Annotated in this window: 14 protein-coding genes; 7 read left to right on the plus strand and 7 right to left on the minus strand. The window is 59.3% G+C overall.

Annotation, left to right across the window (positions count from 1 at the left end):
• Nucleotides 1-21: 21 nt before the first annotated feature.
• Nucleotides 22-597 (minus strand): hypothetical protein, encoded by a 576-nt coding sequence (locus N1937_RS01350; protein WP_003584165.1) that lies wholly within the window; start codon nucleotides 595-597, stop codon nucleotides 22-24.
• 472 nt (nucleotides 598-1,069) lie between these two features.
• Here N1937_RS01350 and N1937_RS01355 point away from each other — a divergent pair, with 472 nt between their 5' ends.
• From N1937_RS01355 to N1937_RS01365, 3 genes are all read left to right on the plus strand, one after another.
• Nucleotides 1,070-2,155, plus strand: a complete 1,086-nt coding sequence (locus N1937_RS01355) for a hypothetical protein (RefSeq protein WP_222386418.1) — start codon at nucleotides 1,070-1,072, stop codon at nucleotides 2,153-2,155.
• A 792-nt stretch (nucleotides 2,156-2,947) separates the two neighbouring features.
• A complete protein-coding gene (locus tag N1937_RS01360; RefSeq protein ID WP_260057263.1) occupies nucleotides 2,948-3,712 on the plus strand; it encodes a response regulator transcription factor in 765 nt (254 codons plus the stop codon).
• 252 nt (nucleotides 3,713-3,964) lie between these two features.
• Nucleotides 3,965-4,210, plus strand: coding sequence for a hypothetical protein (locus N1937_RS01365; RefSeq protein ID WP_222312941.1), 246 nt, complete (start codon nucleotides 3,965-3,967; stop codon nucleotides 4,208-4,210).
• 3 nt (nucleotides 4,211-4,213) lie between these two features.
• Here N1937_RS01365 and N1937_RS01370 read toward each other — a convergent pair whose 3' ends face one another.
• The 6 genes from N1937_RS01370 to N1937_RS01395 form a co-directional block, all read right to left on the minus strand.
• Nucleotides 4,214-4,939 (minus strand): SDR family oxidoreductase, encoded by a 726-nt coding sequence (locus N1937_RS01370; RefSeq protein WP_162117866.1) that lies wholly within the window; start codon nucleotides 4,937-4,939, stop codon nucleotides 4,214-4,216.
• Nucleotides 4,940-4,950: 11 nt separating this feature from the next.
• Complete coding sequence (locus N1937_RS01375; RefSeq protein ID WP_017966965.1) at nucleotides 4,951-6,012, minus strand: ABC transporter ATP-binding protein; 1,062 nt, start codon at nucleotides 6,010-6,012, stop codon at nucleotides 4,951-4,953.
• A gap of 60 nt (nucleotides 6,013-6,072) precedes the next feature.
• Entirely contained in the window at nucleotides 6,073-6,279 is a 207-nt protein-coding gene (locus N1937_RS01380) for a DUF2160 family membrane protein (protein ID WP_017966966.1), read from the minus strand.
• Nucleotides 6,280-6,283: 4 nt separating this feature from the next.
• A complete protein-coding gene (locus N1937_RS01385) occupies nucleotides 6,284-7,120 on the minus strand; it encodes a carbohydrate ABC transporter permease (protein WP_017966967.1) in 837 nt (278 codons plus the stop codon).
• Between the two features lie 4 nt (nucleotides 7,121-7,124).
• Complete coding sequence (locus N1937_RS01390; protein WP_017966968.1) at nucleotides 7,125-8,000, minus strand: carbohydrate ABC transporter permease; 876 nt, start codon at nucleotides 7,998-8,000, stop codon at nucleotides 7,125-7,127.
• Nucleotides 8,001-8,096: 96 nt separating this feature from the next.
• On the minus strand, nucleotides 8,097-9,545 hold the full coding sequence (locus N1937_RS01395) for an extracellular solute-binding protein (protein ID WP_222280841.1): 1,449 nt from the start codon (nucleotides 9,543-9,545) through the stop codon (nucleotides 8,097-8,099).
• A gap of 282 nt (nucleotides 9,546-9,827) precedes the next feature.
• Here N1937_RS01395 and N1937_RS01400 point away from each other — a divergent pair, with 282 nt between their 5' ends.
• From N1937_RS01400 to N1937_RS01415, 4 genes are all read left to right on the plus strand, one after another.
• On the plus strand, nucleotides 9,828-10,712 hold the full coding sequence (locus N1937_RS01400; RefSeq protein WP_162117864.1) for a sugar phosphate isomerase/epimerase family protein: 885 nt from the start codon (nucleotides 9,828-9,830) through the stop codon (nucleotides 10,710-10,712).
• A 62-nt stretch (nucleotides 10,713-10,774) separates the two neighbouring features.
• A complete protein-coding gene (locus N1937_RS01405) occupies nucleotides 10,775-12,001 on the plus strand; it encodes an ROK family transcriptional regulator (RefSeq protein WP_162117863.1) in 1,227 nt (408 codons plus the stop codon).
• 30 nt (nucleotides 12,002-12,031) lie between these two features.
• Nucleotides 12,032-13,009 (plus strand): tagatose kinase, encoded by a 978-nt coding sequence (locus N1937_RS01410; protein WP_260057264.1) that lies wholly within the window; start codon nucleotides 12,032-12,034, stop codon nucleotides 13,007-13,009.
• Nucleotides 13,006-14,286 carry a D-tagatose-bisphosphate aldolase, class II, non-catalytic subunit gene (locus N1937_RS01415; protein ID WP_260057265.1) on the plus strand — a complete coding sequence of 427 codons (1,281 nt, stop codon included), beginning with the start codon at nucleotides 13,006-13,008 and terminating at the stop codon, nucleotides 14,284-14,286. Before N1937_RS01410 ends, N1937_RS01415 begins: the two co-directional genes overlap by 4 nt.
• Nucleotides 14,287-14,298 lie beyond the last annotated feature (12 nt).

Below are 14,298 nucleotides of genomic sequence, written 5' to 3' on the forward strand. Positions count from 1 at the left end.
AGCGGCCCTTGAGGTCTGAGTTCAGGAGCCGAGATGGTCGACGTCGATATGGCCGAAGGCGTTGATGAAGTGATCGAGAGAATTGGTCACCGTCGTCGTTTCGGGATCCGTGTGAACCAATGCCGACGAGATATCGCCGCCGTGAGCCATGTTTCCGTTGCCGCCGTTGCCGCCGACACCGGCGAGGATGGTGGCATGCTGATCGGCCATAAGCTGCGTATATTGTGTCGCGGTCGTCGCCGCAGCCACCGCAGCCGTGTCGCCGCCGCTTGTGTTTCCTTGACTGCCGTTGGAGTTGGAATCTCCGCCCGCGCCGCCGGCGCCGCTATGCGCGATTGCCGCTAGGAAGTTGTTCTGGGCTTGGCTAAAGCCACCGTTTCCGCCATGGCCGGCGTCCCAGTCTGCCGTCTGCCAAACGTGATCGCCGTTGTGCACATCGGTCGTTGCCCCGTAGACCTTTTGTGTGGGGTCGACATAGGCGACCGGGTTGTAGTTGATGTTCCCATCGTTGTGGCCATCACCACCGTTGCCGGCATTCGCGTCACCCGCATCCGGATGATTGAGATGAATCGTGTCGGATATTTGTGGAATAGGCATTGATGTCACTCCTTCTAGTTGGTTTGCGAGTTAGTTTTTTTACGGCGTCCCACTACGACGTGCGTTCCGGCATATCGCCGCAGTCAATACGACCGCGGACGAATATTGCCCGCGATTTAAACTTCGAACTACCTAGATATTCGGGGACATTCCTTCGGATGTATTTTTGATATAGCCGAGCGTTATTTGATTGGTGTTGGCGATTTGGCGCAGGGTGGCATGTCATGATCAAGCCTTCGACCTCGCCGAAGCGACGCCGGGGCCTCTGATCCAAAGGCCGATTGCGTGCTTGCAACTCGCACAAGGGACGCTGCGGTCATGACGGCCAAATGGCTACAGAACTAGCCGATGGGATGTAGACGAATTGCAGGCTCTGCTTTTCTGACGTTCAGAGGCACAATGCCTGAACAATTCAGGCTGCATGGCGCCGCACGCTCGGGGGACATGCGGTTGACCGTGGATGGAGACGGTAATGGCGGAAACTCGTTCCTTATTGGACCTGCCCAAGGCGGGCACCGATCAACACCTCGCCTCCAATGTGGCCGCGGGGCATCTGGCGCTGGTGCCGACTTGGCTTCCATTGGATGTCGCTTCCGGTCCGAGCCATAATTCAGCCGGCAGCGGTGGTGACGGGATAAGCGAAGGCGTGATCAGCAGCAACGCGCTGGCCGTCTTCATGCCGTCCAATGCCGCCATTGCGGGACCTCATTCGGGTGCCGACGCCTTCCAGGGCAGTGATGCGCTCATCAATCAGCATCCCACCGAAATGGCTGGGATAGGCGGAAATGGCGGAAGCGGCAATGTTGCCGTCGGCAGCGGCGATGGCGCCAATCATGCCGGCACCGGCGGCAATGGGCTCTTCTACGGTGGACTCGTCAGCACCGAAGTCGCGCTGTTTGCCCCCGTCAATACCGCCGTGGCTGCGGGCCCTGGCGCGGAGGCTCACGCCGAGCAATCGAACAACGCCCTGTTCCTGCAGGGCGCAACCCAGATCGGCGGCATGGGGGGCTCGGGCGGAGATCATAACGTCGCGAGCCATGGCCCGTCGATGAGCCCTGGAACTGCGCTCACATTGACCGGCGACTATTATGCAGGCCACGGCGGCGATGGATATTTCGTCGGCACTATGGTCGACGTGAGTATCGCCATCTTCTCGCCGATCAACATCGCCATCGGCGCCGCGGGCGGCTCGGCGGAGGCCCATCAGACAAACAATGTCATTTTCGATCAAGGCGCTGTGCAGATCGCAGGCATCGGCGGCAATGGCGGTGGCTTCAACCTGTCGTCAGACACGATTTTCACCGGCAACCATGCGGGCGGCGGTGGCGGCGTAGGATCGTCGGCCGGCAGCATGGTCGATGTCAATTTCGGCTATTTCCATCCCATCAACATTGCCGTTCCGGCTGGCGGGACGGCGGACGCCCAACAGATCGACCATGTTCTCTATGACCAACATGCGCTCCAGTTGGCCGGCATCGCGGGTCACGGCGGAGAAGGCAACCTCACCGACGCCCATTCGGCTCTCGTAGACGACATTCTGGCCTTCATGCATAGCTAGAGCAGGATGATTTTAAGCCGGGTCGCCGAAAACCGCTCACACGGCATCATTCTCCAGGGGATAGAATCCCGGCTTGCATTGCAGAGGCTCAACTGCACGAAACCGTTCTTCGTGCGATCTTTCAAGCCATGTGTTGAATTGTTTCCTCCGCCCGGCATTCGGCTCCTTGGCCGACATGGCACTGAACGGCGGGCTCACTGAGATCCCGAAAATTCCACAATGACCTCATCCGCATTGTCGCCGATTTCGGCCGCCAGGGGCCGTGACCTCCGGCCGCTGTCGGTCGGTGCCGGCGCAGTGCTGCCTGCGGCAGAACAATGCTAACTGGTATTAATGCGTCACTAGAGCACGATTTTACTAATCATAACGGGTAGTCAGCGATCCCAGGCTTTTGCTGCTTTTCGCGTTTGTCGTCTTGTTGTCGGGTCTGCGACTGCTTTGAATTGAGACATGGAAACAAAGCCGAGCCGAACGGCAGCTCGTTATATCCAATGGCGCTTTCCGAAATGGGTCTGTAGCAGATTAGTTGCCTTTTCAATGCCTTTGAAAGCTTTGTTGACCCGCTTGCCATACGTGAATTCGGCGAAGGCTGGAAAGTCTGCAGCGACAAGTCGAACCAGCAGGACGTCATGAAAAATCTCTTAACTGTTCTCTGCAAGCCCAGTTATCTATCGTTGATATCTTATAGACTATAAGAATTATCATGAGAGATCAGACTATTAATATCTGAAATACACTCACTTTTTATCATGACATGTAATGAGAACAGGAATAATATGAATAGCTGTTGCGTTGCAAATATTCGTGGGGAGCACGCAAGTGTCCGACATTACTGGAACTAGGCGCCGTACGGGGCGCAATGCACCAACTGTGATCATCGTCGAGCATTCTACATTGGCACGCACCACCGTGGTGAAGCTTCTTGAGCGTGAACTCGCCGGATGGAACGTTATAGATTTGATCTCGACCGAGAGTCTCGATAGTGCTCTTGGAACTGAGGTGCGTTTGATTGTATTGGGTCTGGCCGGCCGAAGTGTTGAGAGCACCAGCCTGCGTGATGATCTCGCGGCGATTGCCGCACGTTTTCCTGAGGCTCCTGTCACGTTGCTCTCAGGTACGGATGACGCCATCATAGCCCGTCAAGCACTCAAGATGGGCATCCGCGGCTTTTTCTCGACCTCACTTCCCGTTGACATTGCTCTTGCCGGTCTTCGTCTCGTTCTGGCAGGAGGAACATTTTTCCCGCAGCTATTGGGAGCTGGTACAAACGGCTCAAGCGAGCATATTCCGGCCAGAAATGAGGGCGAAAAGAGCTTGGATGACAGGACGCAGTACTTGGCGATTGCTGATTTCACTCCCAGGGAAGCGGATGTCCTCGCAGAGCTGCAATGCGGCTGTTCAAATAAGGTCATTGCAGGAAAACTCAATTTGTCGGGGCATACGGTGAAGATGCATTTGCAACACATAATGCGCAAGCTGCAGGCGCAGAACCGCACTGAAGTGGTTGCCCGCTTGATTCAAAGAGCCGCCAGTGAGCCTGACGCCTCGCCGAGTTAGGCGGCGTCGCCAGTGCGGGGGGACCGTCTCAACGTTTTAGTTGGGTTTTCGGAGCACGGTTTGCCCCACCAAAGGCACCGAAAATTGCTCCCTGACTCAGGCCGTTGCCAATTGACGAGGATTGGCACACCCGTGCTGTCATCGCGCGGGCCAGGCATCGGCGGGGGCGTTCGTTTCAACGGGTCTCATATCGTGATGCCTTGATCGGAACCGCGAGTCCGGCCGTCCGTTACCCTTTGAGGAACGGAGGACATGGACATGCGCAAGAAAAAAGCCATCGTCGAGGCGGCGCTCGAGTCTGAGTATGAGCGCCAGGCGCTCGGGATCATGAATACGGAGCAAGCTCTGAAGCTTGAGGATGCTGATGGTCTTGTTTTCAGCCACCCGGATAAAGAGGCCGGCGTGACGGATCACTTTGTTGATCAGGATGAACTGCGCCGATTGGTGCGGCGGTCAACGTCGCCGCTTCCGGTGTTGCAATCGCCGGGCCGCTCCTGAGCTTCAAGCAATCATGTAGCCGCCGTCCACCGGCATCGATATGCCGTTCACCATGGCCGCCTGATCGGAGAGCAGGAAAAGAACAACCTCGGCAATGTCTGCCGGCTCGGCGAAGCGACCGACGGGAATTCGCTTCATCATCCCTGCGGCCTTCTCGGGATCGCTCCATGCCTTCACCGCCATTGGCGTCAATGTCACAGTTGGGTGGACGCCGTTGGCGCGGATGCCGTGAGGCGCAAGCTCCTTGGCCATGACACGCGTCAAGCCATCCAACCCACCCTTCGATGCACAATAGGCAGCGTGGTCGGGGATGCCGACGAAGGATGCGACCGACGAGACGTTGACGATGGCGCCTGGACGGCCCTCCTTGATGAGCGAGCGGGCATATTCCTGGGCGATGATCATCGGAGCACGCGTGTTGACGGCGACAAGACGATCGAATGCTTCGACGGTTGTCTCCAGGAACGGCTGAAGCTCGGTCGTGCCGGCGCAGTTGACAAGGAAATCTGCGGGAAGGGCAGCGATGACAGCCTCTCTGGTCGCATCGGCGTCTGCGAGATCGACCTGGATTGCCCGGCAGCCGAATTGCCCTCGCAGCGCTTCGACGTCAGCGCCGCTGCGGGTCAGAGCGACGACATGCGCACCCCGTTCGGCGAGCATCCTTACAATTTCGCGTCCGATGCCTTTGCCGGCGCCGGTCACGATCACCGTCTTTCCTTTGAACTCCATGGGTCGTCCTCCTACAGTCTCTGGCCTGTTTCCCGATCGAAGATATGCGCACGTCGGGGATCGATGTGGAAGTACATCGTCCGTCCGGGATCGACCTCGATACGCTCGCGGATCAGGGCGTCGATCGGCACGCCTCCCGTGCGGCCGAAGATCAATGTCTCCGAACCCGTCGGCTCGAATACCGATACCTCCACAGGAACGCCTTCTTCGCCGATTGTGATGTGTTCCGGTCGGATGCCGTAGGTAACGGCTCTTCCTTCATCCGCATTTGTGTCTGCCATCGGAAGGGCGATGCCCTGGTCGGTGACGACGATCTTCCTGCCGTCGCGGATGGCTATGCGGCCCTGGAGGAAGTTCATCGATGGGCTGCCGATGAAGCCGGCGACGAAGAGGTTGACCGGGAAGTCGTAAAGATCGAGAGGCTTGCCGATCTGCTCGACCCTGCCGTCGCGCATCACCACGATCTTGTTGGCCATCGTCATCGCTTCGATCTGATCGTGCGTGACGTAAACCGTGGTGGTCTTCAGTCGCTGGTGAAGCTCCTTGATTTCGACGCGCATGGTGACGCGGAGTTTGGCGTCGAGGTTCGACAACGGTTCGTCGAACAGGAAGACTTGCGGATCGCGAACGATGGCACGGCCCATTGCCACGCGTTGACGCTGTCCGCCCGATAGTTGCTTCGGATAGCGGTCAAGATAGGGCGTCAGGTCGAGGATCTCGGCTGCCCTGCCGACCTTCTCGTCGATCTCCGCTTTCGGTCGCTTGGCCATCTTCAGCGGAAAGCCCATATTCTCGGCGACCGTCTTGTGGGGATAGAGCGCGTAGCTCTGAAACACCATCGCGATGTCACGCTCCTTCGGGGGAGCGTTGGTGACGACACGGCTGCCGATCCGGATGTCTCCGCTGCTGACCGTCTCCAGCCCGGCGATCATCCGGAGCAGGGTGGATTTGCCGCAACCGGATGGACCGACCAGCACGACGAATTCGCCGTCCTCGATGTCGACGCTGACGCCGTGCATGACCTGAAGAGAGCCATATTTCTTGGTGACGTCGCTAACCTGTACGTTTGCCAATGTCGTTCCCCCTAGCGCAGCGCGGCTTGTGACTTGATGTCGTTAACAGAATTCATCGGCTCATCCCTTCCAGACGACGTAGGCGCCAAGGACTGCCGAGATCGCCGCAGCGAACCAAACCGAAAGCCCGAACGGTTCGATGAACCGCATCCAGAACAGCGAGAGCGCAACCCAGATCACGATCGAGATGAAGAGCCGGTCGAACCAGTTCGTTTCGATCGGCAGAAACCCCGGCTTGCGTTCGTTATTTCCTGATTGAGACGTCATCGTTTCATCCTTTCACGGCGCCGAAGGTCAGGCCGGCGACGATGTGACGCTGCACCACCGAAAAGACGATGAGCGCCGGAACCAATGTCAGCATGGAGATCGCGGCCATGATGCCCCAGGCCGTGCCCGTGGTCGTCACATATTCCGACAAGCCGGTGGTCAAGGTGCGCGCATGGAAGTTGGTGAGCGTCGCCGCCAGCAGGTATTCGTTCCACGCAAACACCCAGGTCAGGATCAGCGTCACCGCAAGTCCGGGCCGTGCCAAAGGAAAGATGATGTCATAGAGGACGGTCCATGGGCTCGCGCCGTCCATATAGGCCGCCTCGTCCAACTCCTTCGGAATGCCGTCCACGGTCGGGCGCAGCGTCCAGATGGCGAAGGGAAGGTTGAAGGAGCAATAGACCAGGATCATGCCCAGCTTGGAATCGGCGAGCGAGAAGTCGCCGATCCTGTAGACCTGCGTCAAAAGCAGGAAAAGCGGCAGCAGGAAGACGGCCGGCGGCGCCATGCGGTTGGTGATCGTCCAGAAGAAGATGCTTTCCTTGCCGGCGAGGTCGAAGCGCGTCAGGGCGTAGCAGGCAAGGAAGCCGAGCGTGGTGACGAGCAGCGCGTTGCCTGACGAAATGATCAGCGAGTTGAGCATGTAGCCGCGCAAGGTCGGATTGGTCAGCACGTCCTGATAATTCTTCCAGAAGAAGCTCCGGAGAATGACATCGGGCGTCGAGAACAGGTCGAAGGGCTGTTTCACCGATATGACGAAGAGCCAGTAGATCGGGAAAAGGGTGATGAAGCTTATCAAGGTCCACAGGAGGGCTGGAAGCCAGGGATTTTTGGTCTTCATCGCTTCAACCTCTCTTCACGCGGGGTGCAATCAGGCCGACGTAGAGCAGCCAGCAGACGACGATGGTGAGATAGAGGACGATGACGGAGATCGCCGAACCGTAGCCGTAATTCGTCTTGGGAAAGACTTCCCTGAATATATGGACACCGATGTAGCGCGTCGATGAACCCGGACCGCCTCCGGTCAGCATCAGGACTTCGTCGACGGTGCGCAGCGCGTCCATGAGCCTGATGAACACGGTGGCCAGCATGGCCGGCCGGATCAAGGGGAGCGTGATGTGCCAGAAGATCTGGCTCTTGCCGGCGCCGTCGATCTGCGCCTGCTCGAACGGGTCTGATGGAAGCGAGACGAGTGCGGCGATCAGCGAGAGGGTGACGAGCGGCGTCCAGTGCCAGATGTCCATGATGACAGTGACCGTGAAGGCCGCAACGGCGCTCTGGCCAATATTCAGATCGTAGCCGAACCAGCTTCTGAGAAGATAGGGAATGATGCCGATGGACGGGGTAGTCATCAGCTTCCAGACTGAGCCGACGATGATCGGCGCCATGATCAGCGGTAGAGTATGGATCGTGCGAAACACTGCCTTTCCGGGAAAGTCCTTGAGCAGCGCCTGGGCGAGGATGTAGCCGAGGACCAGTTCCGACACGACCGCGAAGAAGACGAATGCCAGGGTGATGCCGAGCGATGCCAGAAACTGCGGGTCGAAGACGAGCCGCCGATAGTTCTCAGCCCAGTTGAAAATCATGCCCGGATTGGCCGCGAACGGGTTCCATGAATGGAAAGAGACCCAGAGGACGTAGATGAAAGGAAAGATCCCGAACAATCCGAGGATCACTATGGTCGGTGACAGCAACAGCCACCCGAGCTTCTGCGAATGCATCGCCTGTCCCCCATTGAACACTAAGTGGATGTCCGCTCCATCTGGAACGGAAGATGACGGGTCGCCGGAGCGACCCGTCAAGTTGGGGAGGATGTCTTATTTGCGATAGCCGAGCGAGGTGAGCTCCTCTTCGGCCTTGGCCGCCATCTGATCGAGGCCTTCATCGGGCCCGATCTTGCCGGTCAGGATGTCATAGAAGATAGGCGCGGTCGCTTCACGTACCTGCGCATGGAAGGGGTAGGGAGGAGCGCCGGCGAAGAGCTTGCCCTCGTCCTTCAGCATTGTGTAGAAGCCGCCGAGCTTGACGTCCATCTCCTTCACCTTCGGATCGTCGAACGTCGCCGTATTGGTGATGCGCGGTGCGGCGATCGCCCAATCGGGCTGCACGTCGTTTTGGCCGATGAATTCGAGGAAGAGCAGCGAGGCTTCCTTGTTCTTGGACGTGACCGGCACGCCGAAGGCGCCGCCGTCGTAGTAGCCGATATAGCCCTTTCCGGCTTTCGCGTCGTCCAGCACGCCCGGCTCGAGCGGCGGCAGAGCAAACCCGACCTGGCCGACCACCTTCGACTGCGCTGGATCGCTTGCGATCCAGGCGGCATTCTCACCGTAGATCAGCCCCTGGGCGACACGGCCGGCGGCGAAGGTCGTTGCTGTTTCCGTCCAGGTTGACTGCGTCGATTCCGGAGGAGCAATGTCGCGCAGGTGCAGCCAGTACTTCAACGCGGCCTTCGCCTTGTCGCTGTTCATCGCGCCGCCATGTTCGACCGTCGCCGCATAGTTGTTCTTGGCGTCGATGCCCCAATTGTAGACGCCGAAGGTCGGCACGATGGACTCGAAGAATTCATACCAGGACGCCGGATGGCCTGTATGAGCCTGGGCGGTCGTGCCCCAGAGCTCCATGCCGTTATCCTTGCCGTACTTCGTGAAGAATTCGGCGATCTGGGTGTATTCCGCGTGTGTGGTGGCCGGCTTCAAGTCCTTGCCGGTTTCCTTCTTGAAGGCTTCCTTGATCTTCGGATCTTCGAAGAGGTCCTTGCGATAGAGATAGGTCTTCAGGAAGGCTTCCATCGGAACGCCGAAGAGATCGCCGCTCGCGTCCTTGAAGTAGTTGGCAAAGCTGGTGAAGTTCGCATCGTCGTAGGTCGGCGCCTTCAGATCAGCCTGGTCTTTCAGCGTCTTGGTGATGTCGACGAGGAAATTCCTGGCGAGATAGGAATAGATGATGTCCTGCTCGATATAGACCATGTCATAGATGCCGGTCTTGGCTTCCATGTCCTTGATGGCCTTGTCATACATCTGATCCCAGGACGTCGTCTCGATGTCGACCTTGATGCCGGTCTTCTTTTCGAATTCCGGAGCGAGCACGTTCTTGATGTAGTTCGATGGCGGGGTGCTTTCGGTGACGCCGTGCAGCGTCACGCCTTTGAATTTGGCGCCGGCGTCGGACCAGAAGTCAGCCCAGGCAGGCGAAGCAGTGGCGGCGAGGCTGAGCGTCAGCGCAAGCGCGCTAGCCTTCAAAGCATAATTCATTTTCAATCCTCCCATATTGCAGCGAGATCATTTCGCCGGTCCTTTGTGTAGGCCAAAAAAACTGGCAGCGCAATATTTGTTGTCTAAACATGCAAATCGCGGGTCTATCCCATTGATTTTTGCAGAAACTAATTTCGGGCAGAGGATGAAATGCAATGGGCAGAGATTTAAAATATTGCGTTGCAAAGAGATTTTGCAAAGCAGCAAAAGATTTTCAGCCGAAATTATTTGTTGTCTCTCCAAACTAAATGGCATAGCACTGTGCGCAGCCAAAGGCATTTTTTGGAGGAAAAGGCTATGCGTCGATTGGGTATCCATTCATTTGTATGGACAGGCGGCCAAACGCAGGAAGGGCTGGAGATGGCCCTCAACAAGACGGCCGAACACGGATATCGCACCATCGAATTTGCCTATCTGCGCCCCGAGAAATTCAATCTCGATCGACTGGCAAAGCTTGCGCAGTCGCTTGATGTCGAGATTGGCGTGACGATGGGTCTGCCGCTCGACAAGGACGTATCGAGCGAGGATACCTCTGCGGTATCCGCTGGCAAGCAGACGCTGGCCGACGCCGTTCGTGCGGTCCGCGATATCGGCGGCAACAAACTCGGCGGGATTCTCTATTCCGCGCACACCAAATACAATCGCCAGCCGACGAAGAAGGGCTGGGATAACAGCGTCGCCGCGATCGCCGCGACCGCCGAAGTCGCGAGACAAGCGAACGTCGACCTGGTCCTGGAGGTTGTCAACCGGTTCGAGACGAACCTGCTGAACACGGCGGCGCAGGGGCTGAAGTTCATCGCCGAGACGGGATCGGAACATGTTCGTCTCCACCTCGACACGTTCCATATGAACATCGAGGAAGCCAATCCGGCGGCCGCGATCCGCCTGGCCGGCGACAAGATCGGCTACTTCCACATCGGCGAGAGCAATCGCGGCTATCTCGGCGACGGCGTCATCAACTTCGAACTGATCTTCGACGCTCTGCTCGACATCGACTACATCGGCGACATCGTATTCGAGAGCTTCTCGACGACGGTCGTCGACGAAGGCCTGTCGCTCGCCTGCGCGATCTGGCGCGACACCTGGGAGGATAATGATCCGCTTGCGGCGCACGCGAAGCGCTACATCGAGCTGAAATATGACGAGGCCAAGCGTCGCCGCGCGACAAACGCGCGGCCCTGATTATCCTTCTGACAGCCTGTTCCAGTCGTGTAAGGGTTGGGCGACTTGAAGGGAATTGAAATATGAACGACACCGTCTCCATCGGAAGTTCGCCGCGCAGGATCCGGCAGAACAATATCGTCGCCGCCTTGCAGACGATCTATGCTCACCGAAGCCTCAGCCGCGCGGATCTCGCCCGGAAGCTCGGGATGAATCGCTCATCCTCGGGAGAGATCGTCGCCGAACTGACGGAAGGCGGGTTCGTTCAGGAGTCGGACGAGAGCGGCAGGCAGCGCCTGGAACATTCCCGTGCCGGGCGCCCGGGCATCATGCTCGAACTGGTCCCCGATGCCGCATTCTTCGTCGGGATAGAGATTGGCGTCGAGCATATCTCGGCGGCAGTTATCGATCTCTCCGCCGACGTCCGGGCATGTCGGAAAATGGCGTTCGACAGCATGTCTTCGACGGTGGAGGAGGCCGTGGCGCAGGGCGTCGAGCTGATTGTCAGTGCGATGGAAAAGAGGATGATCGGGCGGTGCAAAGGTCTCGGCATATCGGCGCCGGCCCACATCCGGCCCGACGGAATTGTCACCCTCGCACCCATCATCGGCTGGCGAGAGGTGTCGTTGAAGGAGATTGGCCGATCCGCCTTCCTGGCCGCCTTCCCGGCCGCCGTTCCGATCGCGGTTGAAAACGATGCCAACGCCTTTGCGATCGGCGACAGCTATCGTCACGGCGCCGCAGGCGTGACCCTGTTCCTGCTCATGGAAACCGGCGTCGGCGGCGGCATCACGATCGATGGCAAGCTGTTCCGGGGCGGCCACGGCCTGGCGGGAGAAATCGGCCACACCCTGGTGCCGGGGAGCGGCGGTCAGAAGTTTGAACAACTGATCGGTCGCGAGGTGCTCATCAGGCAGTATCGTGAGGCTGTCGGCCGAGAGGACGCGGATCTGCAGGATTTCCTCAGCGGTGTTCGCGACCGTGTCCCGGCTGCCGTCAATATCGCCGAAACCTGGTCGCGCCATCTCGCATACGCATTGCTGCAGGCCTGTCGCCTGCTCGACCCCGACAGGATCGTGCTGGGTGGCTCCGTGGCATCCCTCTACCCGATGGTGGCCGCCCGCGTGGCGGTTCACATGTCGGAGGGGCAGAACATCCCTTTTCCCACGCCGGAGGTCGTCGTGGATGGTGATGCGGAGTTCGGTTCCGCCTTCGGGGCGGCATGCATGTTGCACCAGCGCTTTCTGTCATTGGAGAGCGAGGAGTTCGGCAGCGAAGACGGTGCGCCGGTCCAGGCACCGACGAGTTGACGACAAGAACGATCGAAAGCAGGATTGCAAATGGCTACAGTACTGGCTCCGGACGCGCTTGGTCCCACGGTTTGCGTAGGGGAGATCCTCGTCGAGATCGTCGCCACGACGGTCGGAGACGGGTTTCTCGAAGCGCAGCCGCTTGTCGGTCCGTTTGCGAGCGGAGCGCCGGCGATCTTCATCTCGCAGTGCGGCCGCCTCGGCGGCAAGGCCGCCATGGTGGGCGCCGTCGGCGATGACGATTTCGGTCGTGTCAATACGGATCGCCTCAAACGCGACGGCGTCGATATTTCGACGATCTCGATCGATCCGGATTATCCCACAGGAAGCGCCTTTGTCCGCTACCGCAGGGATGGCTCCCGGGATTTCGTCTACAACATCGCCACATCGGCAGCTGCGCGCTTCGGCTGGTCTCAAACGGTCGGCGACCTCATCAATCGGAGCGGTCATGTTCACGTGATGGGCTCGGCTCTCTCGGTTCGCAGTGCGCGTGAGGTGATCCACCAGGCGGTCGACATCGTCAAGGCCCGCGGGGGAACGCTCTCGGTGGATCCGAACATTCGCAAGGAATTGAAGCTGGACAAGGACACCGAGCGCCGGTTTTCCAAGCTTGTCGCCGCCGCCGATCTGCTTCTGCCGTCCGGAGAGGAGCTTGAGCGCGCCGCAGGTGTCGAAGGCGAGGCAGAAGCGATCCGCCGCTTGTTCGAGATGGGCGTCAAGGAGATCGTGCTGAAGCGCGGAGCCGAAGGCGCGACCTATTTCGGCAGGCAAGGAGATCGCATCGACGCACCGGCATTCGTCGTTCAAGAGGTCGACCCCACCGGCGCCGGCGACTGCTTCGGCGGTGCCTATCTCACCTGCCGGCGGCTCGGAATGTCTCCGCAGCAATCTCTGACCTATGCCTCGGCCGCCGGCGCCCGTAACGTGACGGTCCTGGGTCCGATGGAGGGCGCCGGCACCCGTCAGGAACTCGATGCATTTATCGCTTCAACGGAAAGGCGCCCATGATGCAGGTGCATCTCAACGACCTGGCCAAGCTGAGGATGGAGGGCCGCCCCAAAGGCGTGACCTCCGTATGCTCCGCCCACCCAATCGTGCTTCGGGCCGCACTCCGACACGGGCGGCAACATGAGAGCACCGTCCTGATCGAAGCGACCTGCAACCAGGTCAACCACCTCGGCGGCTACACCGGGATGACGCCAAACGACTTCGCGTCCCTCGTCGGCAAAATAGCCGTCGAAGAGGGGTGCCCCGAAAAACTCATCATTCTCGGCGGCGATCACCTCGGCCCCAATCCTTGGCGCGACCGCCCGGTGGAAGAGGCCATGGCCGAGGCGGAGAAGATGGTTGCCGCCTATGTCGAGGCCGGATTCCGCAAGATTCACCTCGATGCCTCGATGGGCTGCAAGGGCGAGCCGGTGGCGCTCGATGACGAAACCACCGCCCATCGCGCCGCCCGGCTTGCGGCGGTCGCCGAGGTCTCGGCGAAGAGGGCCGGCGGCGCAATGCCGGTTTATGTCATCGGCACCGAAGTGCCGCCGCCAGGCGGGGCCGATCATGCCCTGACAACCATCGAACCAACGGCTGCCGCGGCGGCGTTGAAGACGATCGAAGTCCACCGCCGGATCTTTGCGGAGGCCGGACTCGGCCAGGCGTTTGAAAGAGCCATCGGGCTGGTCGTGCAGCCGGGCGTCGAGTTCGGCAATCAGAATGTCGTCCTTTACGACCGGAGCAAGATAGACGCGCTGAAATCGGTCCTCACCGACGAGCCACAATTCGTCTTCGAGGCGCACTCGACGGACTATCAGGGAACCCGGCCGTTGACCGCGCTGGTGGAGGACGGGTTTCCCATTCTGAAGGTCGGTCCCGAACTGACCTTCGTCCTGCGCGAAGCGCTCTATGCGCTGGATGCGATCGCTTCGGACCTCTTGCCCGATTACGGCCAGCGTCCGCTCTATGCGGCGATGGAAGCGCTGATGGTCGATCAGCCAGGCAACTGGAGCCGCCATTACCACGGGACAAACGCCGAGATGCGCTGGCTGCGGCACTATTCGCTGTCTGACCGCATCCGCTATTATTGGGCGTCGGCTGAAGCACAAGATGCCGTCCGGCAGCTGTGCGAGGCCCTTCGAGGGCAAATCGTACCGCTGCCATTGCTTTGGCAACACATGCCGGCCGCACAGGATTTCGCAGATGCACCGCTCGATCCGGAACAGGTTTTGATCTGGAGAGTGACGAAGAGTCTCGCGGACTATCACGCCGCCTGCGGCGTCGGGAAGAATTGACAATCAGGATCA

Origin of the sequence: Rhizobium sp. WSM4643 (genome assembly GCF_025152745.1) — a bacterium.
Lineage (GTDB): Bacteria > Pseudomonadota > Alphaproteobacteria > Rhizobiales > Rhizobiaceae > Rhizobium > Rhizobium leguminosarum_I.